33 protein-coding genes are annotated in these 23,647 nt (G+C 27.3%); 11 read left to right on the top strand and 22 right to left on the bottom strand.

Translation table 11 applies throughout. The features are described from left to right. Positions 1-41: 41 nt before the first annotated feature. Genes K0040_RS15900 through K0040_RS15885 form a run of 4 tightly spaced genes read right to left on the bottom strand, consistent with a single transcriptional unit; the run spans position 42 to position 4,493 of the window. Positions 42-473 carry a DUF6262 family protein gene (locus K0040_RS15900; RefSeq protein WP_228109738.1) on the bottom strand — a complete coding sequence of 144 codons (432 nt, stop codon included), beginning with the start codon at positions 471-473 and terminating at the stop codon, positions 42-44. Further along, entirely contained in the window at positions 457-1,977 is a 1,521-nt protein-coding gene (locus K0040_RS15895; protein WP_228109737.1) for a tyrosine-type recombinase/integrase, read from the bottom strand. Before K0040_RS15895 ends, K0040_RS15900 begins: the two co-directional genes overlap by 17 nt. Next, a complete protein-coding gene (locus tag K0040_RS15890) occupies positions 1,964-3,412 on the bottom strand; it encodes a tyrosine-type recombinase/integrase (RefSeq protein ID WP_228109736.1) in 1,449 nt (482 codons plus the stop codon). The genes K0040_RS15895 and K0040_RS15890 overlap by 14 nt, the downstream gene beginning before the upstream one ends. Next, the gene (locus tag K0040_RS15885) at positions 3,402-4,493 is read right to left on the bottom strand and encodes a tyrosine-type recombinase/integrase (RefSeq protein ID WP_228109735.1); all 1,092 of its coding nucleotides are present in this window, start codon (positions 4,491-4,493) and stop codon (positions 3,402-3,404) included. The genes K0040_RS15890 and K0040_RS15885 overlap by 11 nt, the downstream gene beginning before the upstream one ends. Positions 4,494-4,946: 453 nt before the next feature. Here K0040_RS15885 and K0040_RS15880 point away from each other — a divergent pair, with 453 nt between their 5' ends. Continuing rightward, on the top strand, positions 4,947-5,567 hold the full coding sequence (locus K0040_RS15880) for a GntR family transcriptional regulator (protein ID WP_018590170.1): 621 nt from the start codon (positions 4,947-4,949) through the stop codon (positions 5,565-5,567). Between the two features lie 66 nt (positions 5,568-5,633). Here the strand turns inward: K0040_RS15880 and glpK are convergent, their stop codons facing one another. The 5 genes from glpK to K0040_RS15855 form a co-directional block, all read right to left on the bottom strand. Then, entirely contained in the window at positions 5,634-7,139 is a 1,506-nt protein-coding gene (gene glpK / locus K0040_RS15875; protein WP_228109734.1) for a glycerol kinase GlpK, read from the bottom strand. 213 nt (positions 7,140-7,352) lie between these two features. Continuing rightward, entirely contained in the window at positions 7,353-7,553 is a 201-nt protein-coding gene (locus tag K0040_RS15870; RefSeq protein ID WP_018590168.1) for a cold-shock protein, read from the bottom strand. A 143-nt stretch (positions 7,554-7,696) separates the two neighbouring features. Then, positions 7,697-7,954 (bottom strand): DUF1294 domain-containing protein, encoded by a 258-nt coding sequence (locus K0040_RS15865; RefSeq protein ID WP_228109733.1) that lies wholly within the window; start codon positions 7,952-7,954, stop codon positions 7,697-7,699. A 10-nt stretch (positions 7,955-7,964) separates the two neighbouring features. Continuing rightward, positions 7,965-8,504, bottom strand: a complete 540-nt coding sequence (locus K0040_RS15860; protein ID WP_228109732.1) for a hypothetical protein — start codon at positions 8,502-8,504, stop codon at positions 7,965-7,967. A 14-nt stretch (positions 8,505-8,518) separates the two neighbouring features. Beyond that, on the bottom strand, positions 8,519-9,328 hold the full coding sequence (locus K0040_RS15855) for a class I SAM-dependent methyltransferase (protein ID WP_228109731.1): 810 nt from the start codon (positions 9,326-9,328) through the stop codon (positions 8,519-8,521). A gap of 99 nt (positions 9,329-9,427) precedes the next feature. Between K0040_RS15855 and K0040_RS15850 the strand changes: the two genes are divergently transcribed. Then, on the top strand, positions 9,428-9,946 hold the full coding sequence (locus K0040_RS15850) for a superoxide dismutase family protein (RefSeq protein ID WP_228109730.1): 519 nt from the start codon (positions 9,428-9,430) through the stop codon (positions 9,944-9,946). Between the two features lie 143 nt (positions 9,947-10,089). Continuing rightward, positions 10,090-10,731, top strand: a complete 642-nt coding sequence (locus K0040_RS15845) for a GyrI-like domain-containing protein (RefSeq protein ID WP_228109729.1) — start codon at positions 10,090-10,092, stop codon at positions 10,729-10,731. A 60-nt stretch (positions 10,732-10,791) separates the two neighbouring features. Here the strand turns inward: K0040_RS15845 and K0040_RS15840 are convergent, their stop codons facing one another. The 3 genes from K0040_RS15840 to K0040_RS15830 form a co-directional block, all read right to left on the bottom strand. Then, positions 10,792-11,643, bottom strand: a complete 852-nt coding sequence (locus tag K0040_RS15840) for a CAP domain-containing protein (RefSeq protein ID WP_228109728.1) — start codon at positions 11,641-11,643, stop codon at positions 10,792-10,794. A gap of 231 nt (positions 11,644-11,874) precedes the next feature. Continuing rightward, positions 11,875-12,132 carry a hypothetical protein gene (locus tag K0040_RS15835; protein WP_074915660.1) on the bottom strand — a complete coding sequence of 86 codons (258 nt, stop codon included), beginning with the start codon at positions 12,130-12,132 and terminating at the stop codon, positions 11,875-11,877. 261 nt (positions 12,133-12,393) lie between these two features. Continuing rightward, positions 12,394-12,531 (bottom strand): C-GCAxxG-C-C family protein, encoded by a 138-nt coding sequence (locus K0040_RS15830; RefSeq protein WP_228109727.1) that lies wholly within the window; start codon positions 12,529-12,531, stop codon positions 12,394-12,396. Between the two features lie 512 nt (positions 12,532-13,043). Here K0040_RS15830 and K0040_RS15825 point away from each other — a divergent pair. Beyond that, a complete protein-coding gene (locus K0040_RS15825; RefSeq protein ID WP_228109726.1) occupies positions 13,044-13,499 on the top strand; it encodes a hypothetical protein in 456 nt (151 codons plus the stop codon). 74 nt (positions 13,500-13,573) lie between these two features. Here the strand turns inward: K0040_RS15825 and K0040_RS15820 are convergent, their stop codons facing one another. Further along, a complete protein-coding gene (locus K0040_RS15820; RefSeq protein ID WP_228109725.1) occupies positions 13,574-13,834 on the bottom strand; it encodes a TIGR03905 family TSCPD domain-containing protein in 261 nt (86 codons plus the stop codon). A 145-nt stretch (positions 13,835-13,979) separates the two neighbouring features. Here K0040_RS15820 and K0040_RS15815 point away from each other — a divergent pair, with 145 nt between their 5' ends. Beyond that, a complete protein-coding gene (locus K0040_RS15815; RefSeq protein ID WP_228109724.1) occupies positions 13,980-14,396 on the top strand; it encodes a hypothetical protein in 417 nt (138 codons plus the stop codon). 109 nt (positions 14,397-14,505) lie between these two features. Further along, positions 14,506-15,264, top strand: coding sequence for a peptidylprolyl isomerase (locus tag K0040_RS15810; RefSeq protein ID WP_228109723.1), 759 nt, complete (start codon positions 14,506-14,508; stop codon positions 15,262-15,264). Between the two features lie 41 nt (positions 15,265-15,305). Here the strand turns inward: K0040_RS15810 and K0040_RS15805 are convergent, their stop codons facing one another. From K0040_RS15805 to K0040_RS15780, 7 genes are all read right to left on the bottom strand, one after another. Beyond that, positions 15,306-15,788: an Lrp/AsnC family transcriptional regulator gene (locus K0040_RS15805; protein WP_228109722.1), complete on the bottom strand. Its 483-nt coding sequence runs from the start codon at positions 15,786-15,788 to the stop codon at positions 15,306-15,308. A gap of 155 nt (positions 15,789-15,943) precedes the next feature. Beyond that, a complete protein-coding gene (locus K0040_RS21290) occupies positions 15,944-16,111 on the bottom strand; it encodes a hypothetical protein (protein WP_334302511.1) in 168 nt (55 codons plus the stop codon). A gap of 71 nt (positions 16,112-16,182) precedes the next feature. Continuing rightward, complete coding sequence (locus tag K0040_RS20775) at positions 16,183-16,458, bottom strand: cation transporting ATPase C-terminal domain-containing protein (protein WP_265588914.1); 276 nt, start codon at positions 16,456-16,458, stop codon at positions 16,183-16,185. 137 nt (positions 16,459-16,595) lie between these two features. Beyond that, positions 16,596-16,844, bottom strand: a complete 249-nt coding sequence (locus tag K0040_RS15795) for a hypothetical protein (RefSeq protein WP_228109721.1) — start codon at positions 16,842-16,844, stop codon at positions 16,596-16,598. A 158-nt stretch (positions 16,845-17,002) separates the two neighbouring features. Continuing rightward, positions 17,003-17,173: a P-type ATPase actuator domain-containing protein gene (locus K0040_RS15790; protein WP_228109720.1), complete on the bottom strand. Its 171-nt coding sequence runs from the start codon at positions 17,171-17,173 to the stop codon at positions 17,003-17,005. Positions 17,174-17,193: 20 nt separating this feature from the next. Beyond that, entirely contained in the window at positions 17,194-17,310 is a 117-nt protein-coding gene (locus K0040_RS15785) for a cation-transporting P-type ATPase (protein WP_228109719.1), read from the bottom strand. A 156-nt stretch (positions 17,311-17,466) separates the two neighbouring features. Then, positions 17,467-17,892, bottom strand: a complete 426-nt coding sequence (locus K0040_RS15780; protein ID WP_228109748.1) for a CBS domain-containing protein — start codon at positions 17,890-17,892, stop codon at positions 17,467-17,469. Positions 17,893-18,041: 149 nt separating this feature from the next. On the opposite strand from K0040_RS15780, the gene K0040_RS15775 reads away from it, so the two are divergent. Next, positions 18,042-18,803 (top strand): hypothetical protein, encoded by a 762-nt coding sequence (locus K0040_RS15775; protein ID WP_228109718.1) that lies wholly within the window; start codon positions 18,042-18,044, stop codon positions 18,801-18,803. A 100-nt stretch (positions 18,804-18,903) separates the two neighbouring features. On the opposite strand, the gene K0040_RS15770 is transcribed toward K0040_RS15775, so the two are convergent. Both K0040_RS15770 and K0040_RS15765 read right to left on the bottom strand, forming a co-directional pair. Next, the gene (locus K0040_RS15770) at positions 18,904-19,104 is read right to left on the bottom strand and encodes a cold-shock protein (RefSeq protein ID WP_018589602.1); all 201 of its coding nucleotides are present in this window, start codon (positions 19,102-19,104) and stop codon (positions 18,904-18,906) included. Positions 19,105-19,249: 145 nt separating this feature from the next. Further along, on the bottom strand, positions 19,250-20,401 hold the full coding sequence (locus K0040_RS15765; RefSeq protein WP_228109717.1) for an amidase domain-containing protein: 1,152 nt from the start codon (positions 20,399-20,401) through the stop codon (positions 19,250-19,252). A gap of 221 nt (positions 20,402-20,622) precedes the next feature. Here K0040_RS15765 and K0040_RS15760 point away from each other — a divergent pair, with 221 nt between their 5' ends. The 4 genes from K0040_RS15760 to K0040_RS21535 all read left to right on the top strand — a co-directional run. Further along, positions 20,623-21,441, top strand: coding sequence for a pyridoxamine kinase (locus tag K0040_RS15760; RefSeq protein WP_228109716.1), 819 nt, complete (start codon positions 20,623-20,625; stop codon positions 21,439-21,441). An 87-nt stretch (positions 21,442-21,528) separates the two neighbouring features. Continuing rightward, on the top strand, positions 21,529-21,849 hold the full coding sequence (locus K0040_RS15755; protein ID WP_228109715.1) for a YlbF/YmcA family competence regulator: 321 nt from the start codon (positions 21,529-21,531) through the stop codon (positions 21,847-21,849). A gap of 139 nt (positions 21,850-21,988) precedes the next feature. Continuing rightward, positions 21,989-23,311: an aminotransferase class III-fold pyridoxal phosphate-dependent enzyme gene (locus tag K0040_RS15750; RefSeq protein WP_228109714.1), complete on the top strand. Its 1,323-nt coding sequence runs from the start codon at positions 21,989-21,991 to the stop codon at positions 23,309-23,311. A gap of 177 nt (positions 23,312-23,488) precedes the next feature. After that, positions 23,489-23,647: transposase (locus K0040_RS21535; RefSeq protein ID WP_369123735.1), on the top strand; the 159-nt coding region annotated here is incomplete at its 3' end.

Raw genomic sequence — 23,647 nt, 5'->3', positions numbered from 1 at the left:
CTCCTTTCTTTCTTATTATTCACTTTTTAGTGTCTAATAAGTTATTTTATACTTTTTATTTTATCTAAACTTTCTCTTAATCTTTTATTTTCATCTTTAAGTTCTTCCATATCAACTAATTGAATAATTAGTTTTTCTTTATCTTCTTTAAGTTTTTTAATTTCTTCATATAGTTGTTTTATCTTAACGTCTTTAGCCTTTATTTTATCTTTAGGTGTAGCAACTATACTATCATTAGATACACCTTTCTGAATGGCTCTTAGGCTTAATATGCGCTCTTTTAAAATAGGATTATTGTATAGAGTAGCCTTAGATACTCCTGCTTCCTCGGCTACTGTTTTAAAGTTAATTGGCTTAGTCTTTGAACGCTTTAACTTATCTATTGCTTTATTAACCTTTTCGATAGTTTCTTGGTTTTTCTTTTTAGCAAATTCCTTTATGCCCTCTGTATTTTTATTATTGTTTTTCTTCATTGATTTGCTCCTCCAAACTATCTACTAATGGTTTTAAATACTTATATTTAACGTATTGCCTTTCCCAAGAACGTTGTTGACCTAATTCCTTATATCTTGCCATTTCTTTTTCCATAAGGTCTAATTCTTGCTTTAAAACAGGGTAGAATTTAACCTCGGTAACGTAGTTAGGGCAGTTGTAAAAGAAGCAACCATCACCATCTGAACAGTTCCCCCTTCTAAAATCATATAGGCATACGCCTGTTGGTAATGGATTAAAACCCATTGATTTTGACAAGTTAGAAATTATTTCATCAATCTCTTGCTCTGTTTTACCTCTAAACTGTTCATTAAGTTTTCTCTTAATTTCTTTTGCTCTAAGTCCAGCAATTTTAGAATCTTTACCAAGTATCATATCGGAATATATTTCTTTAACTTCTTCCTCCTGTAAAGTAAGATAGTGTGAAGTCATTTCAATAGATACATGGGCAAACTGTTTCATAATGTATGCTATCGGTACTTTTTGTTTGATAAGTTCTCTAACAAATGTTGCTCTAAATTGATGTGATTCTAATGAATATAAGTTGCCTTTGTTATCCCTTATATCCCATATTTCTATAAACTTCCTTAATTTTTTTGAACCCCATTGGTCTATTGAATAAACATTTCCTTTATTAGTTATAAATAATTCATTCAAGTCATATTTAATTCTTAAATCCTTAGTATATCCTTCAAGTTGTATAATTGCATTTTTAACTAACTCATTAATAAATACCTTATGAATTATAGGCTCACCCTTTTCTGTTTTACCAATAGTAACTTCCATATAATCATATCCATCATTCGTTGTGTGAACACAACCTTGTCGGATAGATAATACTTCATTAATCCTAAGTCCAGTTTGGCTTTGAATTATTATCCCTGCTTTAGTTAAAATATTTTTTTCTTTCAAGGCACATTGAAGTATTTTATCAAATATACCTTCGGGAATAGGCTTAGTTTTATTTTCTTTTAAAGCCTTTTTAGTATCCCATAAATCACAAGAAGTAAAATCTACAAAGATATTAGTTTTAGGTACATTCCAACCTTTTATTTGACCTATTTTAATAATCTCTTCAACTATCTTACAACGAATATAACCTGTTTGTTGTTCAACTTTCTTTTCTTCTTTAAGCCACATTGAATACTGTAGAAACATTTCCTTGGTTATCTCATTGAAATTAGTAACATTGTTTAATTTACAATATTCAATAAACGACGGTAAATGACATCTCATATAATCAACAATAGTTCTTGGTTTGACTTTTCCTAACTTATAATAAACATAAAGTTTTGTAGTAGTCTTAATTTCTTCTTCTTGAATATATTTAAAATTTATTTGCTTTTTATTTTGTATTACCTTAGCAGTAGTTATAAAAGGTGATAAGTCCCATACATCATCAGTAAATTTAGAATTTCCAATAGTTATATTACTATAATCACTTTCAGTAGTTATTGGTTGTAAATTTGACTTAGTTATTGCCATCTTGTATTTCCTCCAATCTCTTTACAATCTCTTTTAGAATTTCAATAGTAGGTAGGAAATGCTCGGAATAATGGTCGCCATAGATATTTCCCTCTAATTGCTTTTCTAACTCTGCCAAATGATTTTTATGAGCCTGTAAATACTCTGGAGTAGTGATATATCTGCTACAAGTGTAGCATTTTTGCCTTTTTAATAATCTGTCGCAAATCTTTCCATCAATACAAGGCTTAGTGCAATAACCATCTTCCATTCTTGCTCCTTTATCCTTATTTTCCTTGAACCAAATTAAATCATTCTTATCTGTTATAACTGTTTCATCAACAAAGTTGATGTTTCCGATAATACCTATATTCTTAAAGACTTCGGCTCTTTCTTTATCTTTAATATCAGCATAACTTTGTTTAGTAGTCATAGGAGAAGAATGTCCTAAAACTTCTTGTATAGCCTTTAAATCAGTTCCTTTAGATAACATATCAGTTGCAAGTGTTCTTCTAAATTGGTGTGATGTAAGGTTATAATATTCACCATTTGTATCTCTAATATCATTATTCTTAATAAAAGCATTAAACCAATTAAATATTGATGGCTTAGTAGTATTAATTATTTCATCTTTTTTCACCTTTGAATTACCTTTAGATACTCTATGAATAAATAAATAATCTCTAATGCCATCATCTGCCTGTTCTCTTAATTCTTTGGTATATTCTATCAACTTTTCGACTGCGATAGTACATTCATTAGGAATAGGCATTGGTTGACGTTCCTTACGATTTTTATGGTCATACCAACTTAAAGTATATCCACTAATTAAATGTGGCTTAACGCTATCGATAGTTAATTTAAGCATATCTCCAATTCTCATTCCTGTACTTTGAAGAATGATTATTCCATATTTAACATAAGGATTTTCTTCATTCTTTAAGCCTTTATTTATTTGCTCTAAAACTTCATCAGGAATAAAATCTATTTTAAGTTTTCTATTAACTCCTGCATATTCATTACCTGTAAATATCTCTATTTTAGGCACTTCATTAGGTATATATAACTGTCCCCAACGAATTATATTTTTTAAAACATCAAGACAATTTTTTTGATATATATAAGAAAGTCTCTTTTTAGTTCTATCGTTTAAGTAAGTTTTTAAATATAATAAATACAAATCAATATCATTATTTTTAAGACCTTTAAGATTTGTAATATTATTGTTCATTGCATAATTATTAAAAATTTTAAATTGAGAAATTTCTTTATACAATTTTGATAGAGTACCATTTCCTTCTCTATAATTTCTCCAAGTGTAAACCTTAACCACATTTTTAATACTATCGCTTTCAATATATGAGAAATCAAATTTAAATTTCTTTCCATAATGTTGTGAGTTACTATCATTATCTATTAGTTCCCAATTATCACCATTAGGCATTTTACTTGCCATTTGCTCCACCTCCAATTAAAGAACTCTTATTCCAATATCTACTTAAATTATCTTCAAGATACTGATTTGAAATATGAGTATATTGTTGAGTTGTAGTAATATGTTCGTGTCCTAAGATTATCTTAACAACACTAATATCCACACCACTTTGAACTAAAGCAGTTGCACAAGTATGCCTTAAATCGTGAAAATTTAACTCTATACCAGTTTTCTTTTTAACTGTATTAAATACTTCATAAATTGCCCTATAAGTTAATGGCTTACCTAAATTTTGCTTTTGTTGTGATACAAAGATATAACTATTCTCTGTATCAATATTATTTCTTTCTTCCATTATGAAATTATCTATTTCCTCTAATAAAGTCATTGGAATATATAAATGTCTTGTTTTACCCTTAGACTTTATATTTTCTAATATACCCACTTCTAAGGATGTATCGGGATAGGGTATATCTTCAATTTGAAGGTCTAATACCTCTCCAATTCTCGCACCTGTAAGGTACATTATCTTAAAGATAAGTTTATCTCTCCAAGTATTTAAATTATTTAAAAATATTTCAGCATCTTTATCTGATACTAACTTAAAAGTAGTTTTACTTTCTTTAACTTTAAATATAGATTGTTTAGTTTTATTATTACTTCTTGCGTGATGTAGTAGACTTTTAAACATATCAAACGGTCTGTTTACATCTTCCATTATGATAGGATTATTTACCTCTTTAACCATTCCACAATATTTATAGAAGTTATAAACTGTACTAAGTATTCTATTTATTGTTTTTCCTGTACGCTTACTTTTCGCATAAATACTGACTACATTATCCGTAGGATTGGGTTCTCTAAGATACTCTATAAATTCACCTATAACATTAGGTGTAACTTCATCATAGTTGTAATGTTCTTTATTTAAAAACTCCCAATACAACTTTAAATCATTGCAGTTAGCCTTTATTGTATTAAATGCTCTATCTTTTTGTCTAAGGTATTTTAAGTAGTCATATACAGGCTTAACTAATTTCATATTATTATCAAGTAGTACAACAATGTCTTTATTTTCATATCTTATTGTGTGTAATTCCATTCCGTAAGTTCTCCTATCGTTCTTTATATGTATAATAAGTTGATATTACTATTTTAAGTTGATTTGATATAATTATTCAACAGTAATATTGTCTTATCAATAATATATTTTACTGTGGTTCTTACTTACTCTTATACACTCCCTTATTATACTCTCTTACCTATGTATATCTCTACTCTTATCTATACCTATATTATTATTTACTATCTATACTATAATCACTAAAGATAACATTTTTTCTCCTTTTATTTATTAATTTTTTCTAAAATTGCACTAATCTATTTTATATGTGCAAAATACAATAGTCAAATTTTTTATACCCATTTCATTACATTTATATTTATACATATTTATATTTTTTATGATAGCGTATTGCATATTTCTAAATTATCTATACAATATTAATAGTGATATTATTTTATATTTTACAATTTTAAAATAGAAGGTGAATAAATGAAAGAAAAATATACCGTTCCTATATATCAAAAAATAGCATTAGATTTAGCAAATAAGATACATACTGGGGACATAAAAGAAGGTAGTACTCTTTATGGTCGTTCTATACTTGCAGGGAAATACAATGTCTCTCCAGAGACAATAAGAAGAGCCATAAAACTACTAGAAGATATCGACATTGTTGAGAGTATAAAAGGTAAGGGTGTAATAGTGTTGTCTTCTAATAATGCATTATCTTTTATAAAAAAATATGAAGACATTACAAATATATCTTCTTATAAAAGTAATTTATATAGATTACTTGAAGATAAGTCAAGAATTGATAGCGATATAATTCTTACATTAAACAAAATTTTAGATTATTCTGATAGATTAGAAGTTATTAATCCTCTAGTTCCTATACAATTCACTGTAGAAGCTCACTGCAAATTTATTGGGAAAACAGCAGCAGAAACTAAATTTTGGCAAAATACTGGGGCTACTATTGTTGCTATAAAAAGAGGAGATGAATTAATTATTTCTCCAGGACCTTATATAGTATTTATGGAAAAAGATATATTATTAGTTGTTGGTGATAGATATATTTACAACTCAGTGCCAACTTTCTTATACGATTAAATTTTTACTTGAAAATTTACTATTAATAAAGGCATATGAAGCCTGTAATCTTCATATGCCTTCTTATTATTCTTCGTCTTCTCTAGCCCAATCAAGTGCTCTAGATACAGATTTTTTCCACCCCTTGTAAAGTTCTTTTCTTTTCTCCTCTTCCATAGAAGGTGTAAAGTGCTTATCTGACTTGCAATTATTTTTTATACTACTAAGGTTATCATAAAAACCTACTGCTAATCCTGCTAAGTATGCTGCACCAAGTGCAGTTGTCTCTACAATTTTAGGCCTATCTATATTTACATTTAAAATATCCGATTGAAACTTCATTAAGAAATTATTTTTACTAGCACCACCATCAACTCTTAAATCTTTTAATAATATATTAGAGTCTTCTTCCATGGCAGCAAGCACATCCTTAGTTTGATAAGCTATAGATTCCAAAGTTGCTCTAATTATATGCTCCTTTTTAGCTCCTCTACTAAGACCAAGTATAGTTCCCCTCGCATACATATCCCAATATGGTGCGCCAAGACCAGTAAAAGCTGGTACCACATATACACCGTTTGTATCCTCTACTTTATTCGCATAATCTTCGCTATCAGAAGCATTTTTTAACATGCGAAGTTCGTCTCTAAGCCATTGAATAGATGCACCTCCCATAAATATACTTCCTTCTAATGCGTAACTTACACTCTCTCCTATTCCCCAGGCAATTGTAGTTAATAATCCATTTTTTGATTTGACTAATTTATTTCCTGTATTCATTAATAAGAAACATCCTGTGCCATAAGTATTTTTAGCACTACCTTCTTCAAAACAGGTCTGCCCAAATAATGCTGCTTGTTGATCTCCTGCACAACCTGCAATAGGCACTTCTTCACCAAATATATGCATATCTGTATTGCCATATATGCAACTAGATGGTTTAACTTTAGGAAGCATGCTTAATGGAATATTAAGCTCTTTTAGTATGTCTTCATCCCACTTTAATTCATTTATGTTGAACATCATCGTTCTAGAAGCATTGGAATAATCTGTAACATGAACTTTTTTATTTGTTAATTTCCATATTAACCAAGTATCCACCGTTCCAAATAAAAGTTCTCCTCTTTCTGCTTTTTCTCTAGCACCTTTCACATTGTCTAATATCCATTTTACTTTTGTTGCAGAAAAGTACGCATCGATTATAAGCCCCGTTTTATCTCTTATCACCTGTTCTAAATTCTTTTCCTTTAATTCATCACAAATCTTTGATGTTCTTCTACATTGCCATACAATGGCGTTATAAATAGGTTTTCCTGTATTTTTATCCCATACTATTGTAGTTTCTCTTTGATTTGTTATTCCTATAGCAGCTATTTCTTTTGGATCTATTGATGCCGTTTCCACAACTTCTCTCATAACACCACTTTGACAACCCCAAATTTCCATAGGATCATGTTCTACCCATCCTGACTGCGGGAATATTTGACTAAACTCTTTTTGTGACACAGATACTATTTCGCCTTGTTTATTGAAAATTACCGCTCTAGAGCTTGTCGTTCCTTGATCTAGGGCAATTACGTATTTTTTTTCCATCAATCTTCCTCCAATTTTAAAAATGAAACCTTATATTAAAATCATATTATTTTTGTATATATTTTAATTATATATTTTCATAATTAGTTTGTAAAAGAATTTTCTATTTTGACACTTATTAATATTTACTTTAATTTATTTAAATATTACGCCACTATTTTCACACTAAAAAAAGACCCCCGCAGGGGTCTTAAAAGCATTCTGACAAATATATTATAATATAGTTATGTTAGCTGCTTGAAGACCTTTAGCACCTTCAACTATATCAAAGCTTACTTTTTGACCTTCTTCTAATGATTTGAATCCATCACCTTGTATAGCTGTGAAATGAGCGAATACATCATCTCCACCTTCTACAGATATAAATCCGAATCCTTTTTCGTTGTTAAACCATTTTACTGTTCCGTTATTCATTTTGGAATCTCCTATAAACCTACATCAAGCTTTTCTTGACTTACTGTGTATTTCTACAATATTTATTATAACATTATTTTTTAAAAATAGCTACCTTTTTATTTTTGTAATTTTAATTTTTCCTATACAATTTATATAACTATTTATAGCATTTTCATCATACTATATATCATTATTATATTGAATATTAGCAATGATGGAACTCCATATACAAATTTATTGTGTTTAGTCTTGTGATGAAACTTATACATTCCTATTAACACCCCTAGACTTCCTCCTAAAACGCATATAAAAAGCAAGTTCTTTTCTGGTATTCTGTAAGCTTTTTTTACAGCTTTTTTCTTGTCTATATTCATTATAAGAAATCCAATTACATTTATTATTATTAAGTAATATATCAATTTACTTCTCCTAACTAACTTCCTCAATTTTTATACCTTTTATTATACTGTCTATTATGTTAGCGTTATTGTTGTAATTTTCCATATTCGTTTCTAAATGAATGCGAAAATCCCACTGCTCTGTTGATATTAATACATCTTCATTGAAAACTTCTTTTCCATCTGTTTTAGTTTTATATGTAGCTTTAAAAGCTGGATAAGATAGCTTATTGGTAATTTCATCATCTATGCTTTTATCCTTATGTTTTAAGTCATATATATCTTTATCTTCTATGTATACTGGAAATTCTGAATAGTCTTTATTCTTCATTCTTTCCAAAGTAAATTTAATATTTTCATATTTATAGCTTTGTTTATAATATCCGTCATCTTTATTTTCTTCGTCTATAAATTCACTTTCTGTAAAATACTTACTGCCACTTAACATTATTAAATTTACAGATGGTGTATTTTTACCTTCGTCCACAACTTCTTTTTTACTTTCTTTGTTATTACATCCTACGCTAAATAATAAACATAGTGACATAATTAAAATACTTAATCTTTTCAATTTAATTCCTCCTTTTAATCTGTTCTCCATATAAGAGTAACTATAGTAGAGTTTATCTCTTCTTCTACACATCCATTATGACTTATATCTTTTAAAAATTGTTTTATTTCACTTTCCTCATCATCATTAATTTTTCTAATTGTTTTTATTTTTTTTATGTATGTATTATAGGCTTTTTCTAATGGTTCCTTATAAATCCAATTTTTATATTCATAATTTATTTTAGGCATATATCCTTGTAGAAATAACATATTTATAGCATATAAAAAGTTTAAATTTTGTTCATTATCTGAAACATTTACAATTTTGCTTAGTTTATCATAAACAGAATCATTTCTTTTTATATTAACCCTCAGTGCACAATATTTCTTACTAGCTTCATTCATTTTTTCAAGGGTAAGTGCACTTTGTATGGCAGGTGTCATGGATGCAAAAACTAAATCAAATTTTTTATATAAATTTGATTTTTTTATATTTAGTTCATGCCAATCATCACAAATAAAAGAAGCATTATTAATATTAAACTTCCTTTTATTCTCATTAGCATAATATATCATTTTAGGTGATAAGTCTACTCCATATATATGGCTGCACTCCTTAGATAGTGAAAGAGTATATTTTCCTCCTCCACATCCTACATCTAGTACTTTAAAGTTATTTTTTATTAAATTTTCATCTTTCAAAAATTTTATAAATTTATCATTTTCCCTAGTCAAAATCTCATAATTTCCAAAATGATCTGCCTTTTCATCCCATAAATTTATGTTAGATTCTTTATCCTGATTCTTCAGTATCCACTTCAATCTTATTTCGTTTATGTCCATTTATTATCCCCCCTAAAATTTCACCTATTTATATTGTAACAATTTATATTTAAAAATCATAAAATACTTTATATAAATTTAAATATAAGGGGGTTGAATATGGATTTTCCAATAATAAATAATGAGATGATTAAAGTTTTCTCCTCTTATCTACCTAATTATCCTACGGCTATTGCAAAAATTCAAGGTGATGCAAATAATCCATCCTTAAAAGGTGAGGTGCTTTTTTATCAATTAGCCCTAGGCGTCTATATTAAAGCATATATTATAGGAATACCTAACACTGATTCTAAGGGTGAACCTACAAAATTTCACGGTTTCCATATACACGAAGTAGGAGATTGTAGCATCGGAACATCTCAAAATCCTTTTCCATCTACAGGGGGACATTTTAATCCTGGTGATAGTGAGCATCCTTTTCATGCCGGTGATTTGCCTCCAATTTTATCCGCTAATGGACTTGGTATTTTGTCTGTTTTTACAAATAACTTTCGTGTAATAGATATATTAGAAAGATCTATTGTTCTTCATGAAAACCGTGATGATTTTACATCCCAGCCATCTGGTATGTCTGGAAATAAAATTGCTTGCGGTAAAATATTACCTTATCATTATTAAATGATTTTCAGAGTATTATTAAATAATTTTAATAGTACTCTTTTATTTTCACAAACTTGACAATAATCAGTAATCTAACTATTATTTACTTAGTAGATTTTATTATTTAACTAATTTTTTTAAGTAATACATAAGGAGGACTTATGATTGAAAAGTATGATTTTAAAAAAGAGTATAAAAACTTGTATTCATCAAGACAAAAACCAATATTAATAGATGTTCCACCTTTAAATTATATTATGATAGATGGTATAGGAAAACCAACGGGAGAAAACTACCAAAACGCTATGCAAATTTTATACTCTCTTACTTATACTATTAAAATGAGTAAAAAAGGAGCTAAACATATTAAGGGCTATTATGAATATGTTATTCCTCCTTTAGAGGGTTTGTGGTATTTAGACAATGGTAAACTTGACTTTAATGTAAGTAAAGACAAATGGCTATGGACTTCTATGATTGCCCAACCCAACTTTGTAAATGAAGATATTTTTAATTGGGCTTTAGATGAATGTAAGAATAAAAAACCCAATTTGGATTTTTCAAAGGCTAGATTTGAAACTTTTGCTGAAGGTCTATGTGTACAGTCTATGCATATTGGCTCATATGATGATGAGCTTAGAACTATTACTAAAATCGAAAAATATATGGAAGAAAATAAATTAACAAACGTTACAAGTAATATTAGGAAGCACCACGAAATTTATTTATCTGATCCTAGAAGAACTTCACCTGAAAAATTAAGAACTATTCTTAGATTTCCTGTAGAGAAAACTTCATTTTAAAAAAAGGGCTGTGTTATAACAATATTTAATTGTTTATTACACAACCCTTTTAATTATTTATTATTTACCTATAAACATTTGTGTCCAATATAAAGTTCCATTTGAACTTTTTGCTACTCCCACACCTATATCTGTAAAGTTTGGATTTAATATGTTTTCTCTATGGCCTTGAGAATTCATCCAAGCATTTACAACCTCTGCTGGAGTTTTTTGTCCCATAGCTATATTCTCTCCTGCTGCTTTATAGCTTATATTAAATTGCTTCATCATGTCAAATGGTGAACCATAAGTTGGAGAAGTATGGCTAAAGTAATTTTTATTTATCATATCTTGTGATTTTAATGTTGCCACATTAGATAATTGACTATTGAAAGCTAATTCGCTTAAACCTCTTTTACTTCTTTCTACATTAACAAGTCTAGTTACTTCTTTTTGGAAGCTTGAAAAAGATCCTGTTGTACTTTCGTTATTATTTGATGTATTATTGTCAGTATTTGGCTTTTCAACTACATTGTCATTTTTATCATTTGTGTTGTTATTATTGTTTCCTGTGTTTGCATTGTTATTGCCTTGGTTACTACTATTTCCTGCATTAGTATTGTTATTATTTTGGTTACTATTATTTCCTGCATTAGTATTGTTGTTATTTTGGTTACTGTTATTTCCTGTATTAGCGTTGTTATTACCTTGGTTATTATTATTTTCTGTTGAAGTATCTTCCTTCTGTGATGGTTTATTATTTACCACTAGTGGTATTTTATATTTTTTACCGTTTATGTTAAGGTATACTGCTCCTTTTGTTTTATAAGTATCAATTGTTTTTTTACATAGAGCACTTGATGATACTATGCTAGAACCTGCTATTACAGTAACTAATCCAGCTGTCAATAATGTTTTAAATTTTTTATTCATACTATCCACCGTCCTATTTTCTAAATTTGTAACTTTTTTGTAACCTTGTGTGTACAGGTTACCCCTGTGATTAGTATTCTAGCATCATTTCATTAGATTTTTAACTGTTATTTAATGTAAATTTATTATTTTTCCCTTGAATTTGTTGAAATATACATGTTTTTCACAAAAAAAATACAACATAATTTTCATTATGTTGTAACTTTTACGTTTTATTTTGTAACCTTTTTGTTAATTATCAAAATCTACATGATATGTCTTTCCATCTGCTTTTATATCTAAATAAGATAAATTAAATTGTTCTTCCATTACATCTATTTTGTACTCATATATTACATCATCTTCTTTTTTACTCATAAATATGTAACTACCTTCTTCTTTATCTTCTATTTCATCACATATTTCATCATAAATTTCTTCCCCACTTATTGTTCCTTTATATCCTGATGCATATATTTTATCTTCTATCATTTTATATAATTCTTCCATTTGATGACACTCCTTAATATTAATTTTTAATCATAATTATATATTATACACAAATATAAAATAATTAAAATATTTTCTTTAATTCCCATTTTACAAATAAATAATCATAATTAGTTATTTATAAAATATAACTAAAATCTAAATTATCATTAGTATTCAATATTTAATTCATGGGCTATTATTTTTACTCTATCCTTAGCAACTTCCCCAATGATAGTACAGCATTTATTCAATTTTTCTTCACTTTCTGGACCTTACTCTTTAGTGACTTCCTTCACTTCTACTAAACAATAAACCTATAGATATATTTGCTACATGTAAGGTTCCACAAACACATTTACACCCCTCCAAACCTCCACAAAGCCCTGAAGTAACTATAATAATACTATCAGTCCACATTCATATCAAAATCACTTACAATTGCTTTTAATACAAATTCTTAAGATGTAGGTTTTTATTTTTAAAGTAGTTTTGTCACTCTTTCCAAATTGAATTTAAATCAATTTTTTTCATAATAAATTTACATTAAATTCCAATTACTTTTTTATAATTAATGTAAAGATAATCTTAGTGATATATATTTTAATATCTCTAATGATGATGAAAAATTTTTCGTCATCATCTCCCCTTTTTTACCTACATAAAATAGTTATATATAGTTAATACTACCATAGTTACATCAATTAGTTTTCAAATCATTTTTAATTCAATATAATTATTATTATTTTTAAAAATCTTTTCACATCTCATTTATTTTCTTTTTATACTTTTTATGTTAAAATAGTTATTATATTTTGATAATCTTGAATATAAATTTTAATAGATATTTTGTTAATAATATAAATATAATATTTGTTTCAAGTATCAAAGATAAATAGATTAAATTCTATTAAGGAAACAGGAGGATTGAAATGAGCATAAGACAAAAATTTGCCGAATCATTTGCAAGATCTAAGACGATGACCGGCCCAGAAAAAAGAGCCAACGAAATAATGGGGAAAATCCTTTTAAAAAAAGCTATACTTCCAATAGTTGCTATGGTTGTAGTTATTATAGCATTTGCTGCACTAAGAATTAATGGTTGGTATGCTTTTGCAATAAACATATCAATAGCAGTGGGTACTTTCTTCTATATGAGAAATGCTAGCAAAAAGTATCAAGCTTTTAAACCTTATGTTGGTAACTTAATAAAAGTTGAGAAAAAAGGTAAAAAGGAATATGTTGCAATCATAAAACAAGGTAAAATGCCTGTTAAATTACAAATCGCCTATGGTGGAGAAGATTTGGAGAACATTAAGAAAAATCAACTTGTACAAATAAGCTACAATCCAGATTATAAAATAGCTATATTAGTTACAAAGCAATAATATTAATTAATAATTAATAATTAATACATATAAAAAACTTCTACTATCTTTAGTAGAAGTTTTTTATTATTTGTTTAATCTTTATTAAGAACATAATCTCTGTAGATTTTAAGCGCTTTTGCAAGCTGATCTGGACAAGATGTATTTTTATTTCTACAAGGTATATATTCAAGTTGATCAATTATCTCATCAATATGTCTTCCCTCAACAAAATGTTTTAAAGCTATTAATGAACCATCACATCCTCCATCAAATACTACATCTAATAAAATATCATCTTTTATGTTTAATAAAATAGATTTTGAACAGACACCACGAGTATAATATCTATACATTTTCTTCACCCCCATAATAATTTATGATTAAAAAAATGCTATAATGATATTATAATTATTTATCTTAATATAATTTAATGTTTAAGAAGCAAAATTGAGGTAAATAGTAATAGTAAAATATTACTCATGTGAAAGGAGTATAAATTTGAAAAAAGAATATTATTTAGAAATGGGTTTTAGAGGGCTAACTCTTATTTTCTGGCCCATAATAATATATAAATGGATTTTCATTCCAAATATTTATGTGGAGAAAAATTTTCTTTTAATCTTTACAATTTTGGCTATAATATACATAATAAATATTGGAATTTTACAAATAAAATATAAACTTTTAGATAATATAATATTATACTATAGAGTTTCCACATTAGTATCTTTTATATTAACATTAGCATCATTTTTGCTATATCCTACTAATATAACATTAATGTGGTTGAAATTATTATCTATTTTTATCTACTTCTATATTTCTTTTAAAAATGTTTATAATCACAAAATAGAAGAATGTGTAGTAGGTATGATTAGTTCAGTATTATTACTAGTCATAAGCATATGCTATTAATTACCATATATTAATATAAGGAAATATTAGACATAGTATATATTTTTTGGTATTATTTATACTGAAAGTTATTATAAAATATTAAGGGTATAAAGGAGTAACTAATAATATGGAAAAGAAAATATTAGCTAAAGTTGGAGAAAAAGAAATATCTAACTTAGACGTTCAAGGTGCAATCCAAGGACTAGATCCTTACCAAGCACAACAATTTCAAACTGAAGAAGGTCAAAAATATGTATTAGATGATTTAATAAATCAAGAATTATTATACATATATGCAAAAGACAACAAAATAGACCAAGATGAAGAATTCAGAAATGAAATGAAAAGAGTAGAGGAAAATGTATTAAAGCAATACGTTATAAACAAAATATTAACTAGTGTTAAAATAACTGAAGAAGAAAAAAGAGCTTTCTTTGAAGCTCAAAAACAAAGCTTCTCTAAACCAGAAACTGCTTCAGCTAAACATATATTAGTTGACAGCGAAGAAAAAGCTAATGATATATTAGGCAAAATAAATACTGGTGAAGTATCATTTGAAGATGCTGCTAAAGAGCATTCTTCTTGCCCATCAAAAGATGCTGGTGGAGATTTAGGTTCTTTTGGAAGAGGACAAATGGTTCCAGAATTTGAGGAAGCTGTGTTCAATATGAATAAAGGTGAAGTAAGTGGACCTGTTAAAACTCAATTCGGATATCACTTAATAAAATTAGAAGATAGAAAAGAAAGTGTTCTTCCTGAATATGATGAAGTTGCTGAAGAAGTAGGAAAAACTTTATTATACCAAAAGCAAGGTGAAGTTTATCAACAAAAATTAAATGAAGTTAAGTCTTTATTACCTAATGCAGTTGAATATATGAATAAATAATTAATAAAACAGCTCTTAGATCATCTAAGAGCTGTTTTTAATTATATAAATATTCCATTACTTTTATATTTTTTAGTTATTAAGTTAAAATTAACTTCTGTCACACCTTTAATTTTGTAAACTTCCTCAAATATAAAATTGTTTAGTTCTTGAAAATCTTTCGCATATCCATGAACATGCAATTCATTCTTCCCTGTTGTAGCACATACTGATTCTATTTGCGGATGCTTGCAAAGTTCATTTGCAACAAAATCAATTTCACTTGGTGTTGCAGATACTTGTAAAAATACAGCTGTATTAAGTCCTACTTTAGGTGAGTTAACCTGTACTGTAAATTTTTCAATTATTCCCTCTTCTGTCATTTTCATAACTCGCTCTCTTACAGCCATACGAGATAGATGTACTTCTCTTGCTATTTCTGCGTAAGAAATTCTACAATCGTTTGCCAATAGCCTTAATATGTCCATGTCAATCTTATTTAGCTTCAGGCCAATTTTATTAAAGTTCAAAGTATCTTCTTTCATAAAATCAACACCCCCCCTTAAGGTCAATTATATCATCATAAAATAAGGGTGTATACATAATTTACTATTATATGTTGTTTTTTGTATATTATTCCAAATTACTTTGTACTTTTGTATGTCAAAACTCTTATTAATTTATCTAAATAGAATTTCTATTATCTCCTAAATAACAAGTCTCTTTGTTTTCTTACTATTCTAAGGGCTAGTTTAACAATTTCATTTAAAATAAGTACCATAGAAGACAATAAAATTATTTTACACCACATAAGTACACTTAACGAAACTGAACTAAAAAATTCTCTAAATATTTGTGTAAACAATATTTGAGCTACTGATGTAAGAAAAATTACTTCAAGAGCTAATTTGTTTTTGAAAAAATTTGGTATTTCACTATTTAGTCTAACTCTCGACAGTTTAGTGTATTAAATAGTGCACTAAATGCAAATAAAGAAAATATAACAGTTCCTTGTTTAGTTGGTGTAGCATTTAATATGTTAAAGTACTCTTGTAATTGAACTATAAATACTATAAGCAACACATTAATAAATATATTAATACACATACTTCTGGCTATAATACTAGCATTTCTTCTTATTGGCTTTCTTAATTTCTTACAGACTCTAATCCTAAAGCTAGTGCTGTACATCCATACATAATTATATTCATCCATAATAATTGTATTGTCGTAAAAGGCATTTCTTGTCCTAAAACTTGTGATATTATAGCTGTAATAATGGCAACTATATTTACTGTAAGTTGAAACTGTATAAATCTTTGGAAGTTTTCATATATTCCTCTTCCATCATTTTATCCCATCAACTTTTTCTCTGAGCTAAAAGGCACTTGAGACAATAAATTAGTATTTTTTCTAAAACTCTTATAGTCTTTGTCAATATGATATAAAAGCAAAGCACATTCTGTTGCACTTCCTATATACTTTCCATCAATATAGGAATCTTCCAAAATCATCTTATTTTTAGTTAAAATTTCCGTTTTGTCTGAACAAATTACAGACACACACCCAATAGTTTCACATTCTTCCTTTTTAGTTACCATCGCATTTATTTTAGCTTAACCATAGTTAGTAATCCTTCTGGAACGGTAGATCAAGGCTATGCACACATATATATCCTTAGCATGCTCTAATGATTGTAAAAATGGAATAACTCCTTAACTATTTAAACTTATTTGTTCATTTATACTCATTTTCGTAATCATATATATAATAAAAATAATATAGCACTTGAAATACCTGCACTCTTAGCAACATATGCCAATTCTCCTGTAAGCATGCCCTCTCTTAACTTTAAATTTTGAGACTCTACTAACCTTCCATCTGCTGGTATCATATTCCCACTTTCTATATCACTTATAACTTCATACAAAGGCTCTCTCTAACTTTGAACTAATTATAATCATAAGTTTTTTGTCTTAATTCTACGTCATTACTACTTAATCCAGTTTCTTTGCTTACTTTCAAATATTTTAAGCTTTCATTAGTTGATTTATTATAATATCCCATATTTTTATCCCCCTAGTTACTCATACTCAAACTTATATAAATATATGTATCTCTGCATTTAGATGTTCTAGTAACTAAATTAAGAAATTTTAATTTATATTCAAATAAAAAAATAGATAAATCCTATTAGAATTTATCTATTTTCTAAAACTATTTTTATATTTTTACAGTTTTATGTATTTTATCGTAACAATATTCAATAATCTCTTTTCGTTTTATTATACCAATAAAAGTCTCATGGTCATCAATTACTGGAACAAAATTTTGATTTCTAGCCTTTGATATTAAGTCTTCAATATTTGCTTCCACACATACTGGCGTATTGTCCTTTCTTCTTTTTATTGTGCTAATTGGCATATCTTCCAATGATTTAAAATCAAGTGTCTTCTCTTGAAAATTATCTTTTAATGTCCACAACAAGTCGCCTTCTGTTATAGTTCCTACATATTTCCCTTCACGAGTCAATATAGGTATAGATGAATATTTATGATACTCCATCTTTTCTAGAGTTTGTCTCAATGTATAGTCTTCATAAATAAAAGCCACTTCACTCTTTGGTGTTAAGAAAAACAATATATTCATTAACATTACACCTCCAAAATTAACTAGCTAATTATAAAAGTATTTCCTTTAATATTAATTTTATCATATTTGCCTCATAATTAAAATTTATATTTTGAATTTCAATTTAAAGGGTATAAATATACTACTAACTTTTTTGGAGGAAGAAAATGAATTATCAATTAGAATTAGAGAATTACTTATACAAAATATACAATGAAAAAATTTATCAAATACTTACAAAAGAAGGTTTGTCTAGATTAAAAAACATGAATTTAAATGAAATTAAGTCTTTATTAAACTCAAAGGAAGTTTATTTGGGTAGCGATTTAGATAATTATATTATAAATTTAATACCAGAAGGATTTAAAGGATATCTTTTAAGAAAAACTATTTCAAAAGAACATAATCTTACTTATCCTCTACTTTATGATGAAGATGGTAAACCATTAAAAGTTTATACTCATAATAGTTTTTCTACTGTACTTTGGAAAGACTTTACTAACGAAACGTTTATTAGAGATTTGAACAATAAATTTAGTTGTAAAGGATTTTATAATTATGTAAACGAAAATCTTGATATCATATATAGTGATTTAATTAATAAAATTGAAGCTTTTAAAAATGATAATGTTATTATTATACCTTATAAGAGTGATAATTTAGTGAATACTGTAAAAGAAATGATTTTAAGTAAAAAGCTAGATTTTTCTTACGCTTTATCATTTGTAGATATGGATAAATTAAGAGAAGAAATGGAATCTCTTGCTGTTGACCTTTCTTACTACGATGAGTTTGATAAACTAGAAGATGATTTGGAAGAGTGTTTAAATAAATTTTTTAGATACAATGATAGTGAGTTGTACGATTTATTAATAAATAAAGAGAACTTTACTTTAATAGATAAAAATAAATTAGTAAAAAAAATTTAACTTCAAAAAAAGCCACTTTAATAGGTGGCTTTTCTTTCACATATGACTAGATATTACTAATATTTTGTTACTAATTAATACTAATATATATGAATTTTAATTATATTCTTACTACGTTAGCAGCTTGAGGACCTTTTGCACCTTCAACTACGTCGAATTCTACATTTTGTCCTTCTTCTAATGACTTGTATCCATCGCCTTGTATAGCTGAAAAGTGTACGAAAACATCTCCTTCACCTTCTACAGATATAAATCCAAATCCTTTTTCATTGTTAAACCATTTTACTACACCAGTTTTCATTTAATTAAATCCTCCTAAAAACACACTTTAATTTAGCTGCTTAAAAATGCAACTTTACCTTTACTTTAACATATATACATAGTTTTGTCAATCTTATTTATTTCTATACTATTTTTATAATTTTTCTATTATATAATTATATTATTTAGTAATTAACTTTAATTAAATGAAATTTAATAGCTTTATCACTCCATCCTAAATCCCATGGAACTAGTAGTCTGTCTGTATTGTGACAAGTTACTAAAGGATATCCTTTTGAGTCAAATCCTGTAACAGTTGATACATGAGTTATTCTCCCTTTTTTTTCATATCCAACGAAATCTCCAGGCCTTAAATTATAAGACTGTCTATATACTTCTTCATAACTTCCTTTAGAAATATAACTTCCTCTTCCGCTGTTTATTATATAGTTTTTAAATCCTTGTGCATTTACCCAAGCTTTTGTTGCGCTACCATTGTCATAATTCCAAATTCCATTTTTTTTAAATTTACCACTCTCATACATTATTTGAGATGCAAAATTGGCACAATCTCCACCATCACCATTAAAATCACGATATTTTGTATTAAACCTTAATCCAAACTCTTCATCAGCTGCTGCCCCACAGTATCTATGTGCATATTCTATAGCTTTTTTCTGTTCTTTCGTTAACTCAGGATGAATTTCTTCATGATTTATAATGTAATTTTTTATATCCTCAGATTTAATATTTTCTAAGTTTAGAGAGTCAGCAAATGGATCTGTGTACCATTCCTTTACAATTATATAATTTCCATCTTTTATTTTTACATGAAGGTAGTGATATGTACCTATTCTAAACATATTTGTTTTATCAGGGTCATTTTCATAAGAATATTTATATTCTGTAGATACATCACAAATAATGCCATATAAATTTTTTTCTCTTTCTTTCATTTTTTTTATTTTAACTTTTGTCTTTATATTGTTAAAATTTACTCCTTGTTTACTTGACCAATTTTCTAAGTACTTCATCTTTTTTACTTCTTGCTCATATGCCCAAAGGCCAAACTTTATATCAGTATCATAAAGTCCTTTTAATATGTCTTCATTTTTTTCTAAAATTGCTTTGTTTCTATAATCAAAAAGATTTTCCAAAAGTACAGTATACTGTTCACTTATTTCCTTTGGATGTTCATCATTATTATAAGCTTCTTTAATTAATGCTTCTTCTTTGCATAAACTATTATTCTTATAGTTAAGTAATAATGACATAAATAAAACCAAGGATAACGCAAATAACATATACTTAATATACTTATTTTTGGCTACCTTCAAGCACTACACCTCCCAATAAAAAGTACATCTATTTTTAAGTTAATTTTAGTATGTCCAAATTCCCCTAAATAATTTTAGGATTATTTGCAAATTTATAGATAAAATTGTATTAATACGCTTTTTATTTCCCAATTAATATTTAAAAGATTAACATTTTTTTATTTTTTATAGTAATATAAAATTGTATGATAATTTTAATGTTTTAAAATGGAGGTTTATAGATGTTAAAAAAGGTAGCTGCCATAAATGATTTATCTGGTATTGGAAAATGCTCTCTTACCGTAGCAATTCCTATATTATCGGCTTTAAAAGTACAGTGCTGTCCATTTCCTACAGCTATTTTATCTAGCCAAACTGGTTTTAGTGAATATACTTTTTTAGATTTGACTGATGAAATGAAAAAATACTCAAATACTTGGAAAAACTTAAATTTGGAAATAGATACTATATGTAGTGGATTTTTGGGTTCTATAGATCAAATAGATATTGTAAGCAATTTTATTAAGGAAAATCCTCAGTCTTTTGTAATTGTTGACCCAGTCCTTGGTGATGATGGTGTAATGTATCCCATATTTAGTGAAAAAACATGCGAAGAAATGAAAAATTTAGTTATACATTCAAACCTAATCACACCTAATATAACTGAAGCTTGTTTATTGTCAAATAAAAAGTTTAGGAAAGATTTTAGTGAAAATGAGATTATAAATATAGCTAAAGATTTAAGTGATTTAGGTCCTGAGAAAGTAATTATAACTGGTATAATTAGAAATGAAATGATTTACAACTTATCTTATGATAGAAAAACTAATAAATCTTTTACATATGGACTTAAATATAATAAATGTTCTTATAGTGGTACCGGTGATATCTTTGTTTCAATAATATGTGGACTTATAACCAATAATTATGATTTAGATTTTGCAGTAAAAACAGCATCTGATTTTATATACAAATGTGTTTCTTATACTTCTAAGTACGAAAATGATAGGAATCAAGGGGTTATGTTTGAAATGTTTTTAAATGACTTAACTTCAATCTAATAAAAAATCTAAATATTAATGAAAATTTATTCTATATCTTCCTTTAAGCTTATAAAATATAATATATGCCTAAAGGAGGATATTTTTATGGATATAAATCAAAAATCTAAAGAACTTGCTTATTATATTAAAGGTACTAGAGAGTTTAAAACAATGAATAGATGTAAAGAGGAACTTGAAAGAAATAAGTCTTTAAAAAGACATCTAGATGCATATTTAAATAAAAAAAATCAAATTTACTCTAGATATAAAATGGATGATGCAAATAAAAGAGTTTCCAAACTTGATAAAGAGTATATAAATTTCTTTAATGATCCTCTTGTAACAAATTACATGAATAGTACTAATGAATTTAATTCTATGATGAAAAAAATCTACTCATCAATAGAAAACGAGCTCTTAAAATAAATTTTATTTTTAACACATAAAACTTCCGTATATCCATATGGAAGTTTTAATATTTTATTGACTTTTACAAACATGGCGAATTATTATTTATGTAATATGTTATCATTATATATTTTTAATTTGTTAGGGGTGAAATACAATGAATCTTACTAATAAGGATATTTGCCTGAGAGAAAAAAAAGTTTTATCTAGCATTCAAAAACTACCTTATTGTCCAATAGCTATAAAAAGTGGAAAAGGAGCTTTGCTTTATGACTGTGATGGAAATGAATATATAGATTTTCTGTCTAGTGCTTCTTCTGCTAACATAGGCCATGGTAATGAGGAAATTACTCAAGCTGTAAAAAATCAGATGGACAAAATTACACAATATACGATTGCTTATTTCACTTGTGAACCACCAGTGGTTCTTGCAGAAAAAATAATAAATTTAGCTCCTGGAGATAACAATAAAAAAATTCTTTATAGCACTAATGGCTCTGAGTCTATAGATGCAGCCATAAAATTATCAAGGGGATATTCTGGTAGAAATAAAATCATTTCATTTCATGGGGCTTATCATGGTAGTACTTATGGATCACTTTCAATTTCTGCAATAAGCTTAAATATGAGAAAAAAAATAGGTTCTCTTTTACCGGACATTTATCATTTTAATTATCCCATATGCATCAAATGTGCCTATGGTAAAAAGGAATCTGAATGTAAGCTAGAGTGTCTGGAAGAAATTAAGAATGCTTTTCGAATGTATTTACCTGCTGATGAAGTAGCCGCAGTATTTTTTGAGCCTATTGCTGGTGACTCTGGTATTATTGTTCCTCCAAAAAGATATGTAGAAAATTTATATAAATTATGTAAAGAGAATAATATCCTATTTGTTGTTGATGAGATTCAACAAAGCTTAGGCAGATGTGGTTATTGGTTTTCTATCGAGTATTTCAATATTGAACCTGACTTAATTGTTATGGGCAAATCTTTGGGAGGTGGTTTACCTTTAGGGATAGTAATTGGTAAAAGTGAAATTATGGAATGTTTAAACGCTCCTGCTCATGCCTTTACTCTTTCTGGAAATGCTACAGTATGTGTTGCAGCCTTAAAAATGATTGAAATATTTGAACGAGATAATATTATTGAACAAGCTAAAGAAAAAGGATCATATTTAATGAATAAGCTAATTTGCTTAAAAAATAAGTATCCCAACATCATAAGAGATATACGTGGTTTAGGCTTATCCATAGGTGTTGACTTACCCGATAAACTTGCCACAAAGAAAATATGCTATCAATGCATCAAAAATGGTCTTCTACTTATATCCTTAGGTGAAAATACACTTAGAATTCAACCACCTTTAATTATTACTGAAACACAACTAGATAAATCTATTGAAATATTAGAAAATTCCATCAACGATTTTATAAAAGGAAAAATCAGTGACGATGCTTATATTTTTATAAATGGGTGGTAAAATGCCTGATAATTATTTTATAAAATAAATTATATACAAAAATAACTCTTAAAATGATTTTTTAATGTTTAATATTGATGTGGAAAATAGTTATGCATATATATGTAAATTAAAAAAGGAACTGTAAAAATTAGTATAATCCCCTTATAGTAGACACATAAAAAAAGGCATCGCATAATGATGCTAAATGTAACTACAATAAGGGGGGGGGGTTCTATGTCTAAAAAATATAATAAATATAATAAAGAAGTAAAATTGAAAGCTGTAGATATGTATATAAATCAAGGTATGAGTGCAGTTAGTGTTGCTCGTTCTTTAGATATAAAAGATAAAACT

This window comes from Terrisporobacter petrolearius, from assembly GCF_020748185.1.
Lineage (GTDB): Bacteria > Bacillota > Clostridia > Peptostreptococcales > Peptostreptococcaceae > Terrisporobacter > Terrisporobacter petrolearius.
Note: the sequence above shows the minus strand (reverse complement) of the source record. Positions and strands in the feature narration are given on the sequence as shown.

What these genes read in the sequence shown, in the direction of transcription:
- K0040_RS15900 (WP_228109738.1), bottom strand. Translation starts at nt 473, where the DNA reads ATGAAGAAAAACAATAATAAAAATACAGAGGGCATAAAGGAATTTGCT.
- K0040_RS15895 (WP_228109737.1), bottom strand. Translation starts at nt 1,977, where the DNA reads ATGGCAATAACTAAGTCAAATTTACAACCAATAACTACTGAAAGTGAT.
- K0040_RS15890 (WP_228109736.1), bottom strand. Translation starts at nt 3,412, where the DNA reads ATGGCAAGTAAAATGCCTAATGGTGATAATTGGGAACTAATAGATAAT.
- K0040_RS15885 (WP_228109735.1), bottom strand. Translation starts at nt 4,493, where the DNA reads ATGGAATTACACACAATAAGATATGAAAATAAAGACATTGTTGTACTA.
- K0040_RS15880 (WP_018590170.1), top strand. Translation starts at nt 4,947, where the DNA reads ATGAAAGAAAAATATACCGTTCCTATATATCAAAAAATAGCATTAGAT.
- glpK (WP_228109734.1), bottom strand. Translation starts at nt 7,139, where the DNA reads ATGGAAAAAAAATACGTAATTGCCCTAGATCAAGGAACGACAAGCTCT.
- K0040_RS15870 (WP_018590168.1), bottom strand. Translation starts at nt 7,553, where the DNA reads ATGAATAACGGAACAGTAAAATGGTTTAACAACGAAAAAGGATTCGGA.
- K0040_RS15855 (WP_228109731.1), bottom strand. Translation starts at nt 9,328, where the DNA reads ATGGACATAAACGAAATAAGATTGAAGTGGATACTGAAGAATCAGGAT.
- K0040_RS15850 (WP_228109730.1), top strand. Translation starts at nt 9,428, where the DNA reads ATGGATTTTCCAATAATAAATAATGAGATGATTAAAGTTTTCTCCTCT.
- K0040_RS15845 (WP_228109729.1), top strand. Translation starts at nt 10,090, where the DNA reads ATGATTGAAAAGTATGATTTTAAAAAAGAGTATAAAAACTTGTATTCA.
- K0040_RS15840 (WP_228109728.1), bottom strand. Translation starts at nt 11,643, where the DNA reads ATGAATAAAAAATTTAAAACATTATTGACAGCTGGATTAGTTACTGTA.
- K0040_RS15835 (WP_074915660.1), bottom strand. Translation starts at nt 12,132, where the DNA reads ATGGAAGAATTATATAAAATGATAGAAGATAAAATATATGCATCAGGA.
- K0040_RS15830 (WP_228109727.1), bottom strand. Translation starts at nt 12,531, where the DNA reads ATGTGGACTGATAGTATTATTATAGTTACTTCAGGGCTTTGTGGAGGT.
- K0040_RS15825 (WP_228109726.1), top strand. Translation starts at nt 13,044, where the DNA reads ATGAGCATAAGACAAAAATTTGCCGAATCATTTGCAAGATCTAAGACG.
- K0040_RS15820 (WP_228109725.1), bottom strand. Translation starts at nt 13,834, where the DNA reads ATGTATAGATATTATACTCGTGGTGTCTGTTCAAAATCTATTTTATTA.
- K0040_RS15810 (WP_228109723.1), top strand. Translation starts at nt 14,506, where the DNA reads ATGGAAAAGAAAATATTAGCTAAAGTTGGAGAAAAAGAAATATCTAAC.
- K0040_RS15805 (WP_228109722.1), bottom strand. Translation starts at nt 15,788, where the DNA reads ATGAAAGAAGATACTTTGAACTTTAATAAAATTGGCCTGAAGCTAAAT.
- K0040_RS20775 (WP_265588914.1), bottom strand. Translation starts at nt 16,458, where the DNA reads ATGGATGAATATAATTATGTATGGATGTACAGCACTAGCTTTAGGATT.
- K0040_RS15795 (WP_228109721.1), bottom strand. Translation starts at nt 16,844, where the DNA reads ATGGTAACTAAAAAGGAAGAATGTGAAACTATTGGGTGTGTGTCTGTA.
- K0040_RS15785 (WP_228109719.1), bottom strand. Translation starts at nt 17,310, where the DNA reads ATGGGATATTATAATAAATCAACTAATGAAAGCTTAAAATATTTGAAA.
- K0040_RS15780 (WP_228109748.1), bottom strand. Translation starts at nt 17,892, where the DNA reads ATGAATATATTGTTTTTCTTAACACCAAAGAGTGAAGTGGCTTTTATT.
- K0040_RS15775 (WP_228109718.1), top strand. Translation starts at nt 18,042, where the DNA reads ATGAATTATCAATTAGAATTAGAGAATTACTTATACAAAATATACAAT.
- K0040_RS15770 (WP_018589602.1), bottom strand. Translation starts at nt 19,104, where the DNA reads ATGAAAACTGGTGTAGTAAAATGGTTTAACAATGAAAAAGGATTTGGA.
- K0040_RS15760 (WP_228109716.1), top strand. Translation starts at nt 20,623, where the DNA reads ATGTTAAAAAAGGTAGCTGCCATAAATGATTTATCTGGTATTGGAAAA.
- K0040_RS15755 (WP_228109715.1), top strand. Translation starts at nt 21,529, where the DNA reads ATGGATATAAATCAAAAATCTAAAGAACTTGCTTATTATATTAAAGGT.
- K0040_RS15750 (WP_228109714.1), top strand. Translation starts at nt 21,989, where the DNA reads ATGAATCTTACTAATAAGGATATTTGCCTGAGAGAAAAAAAAGTTTTA.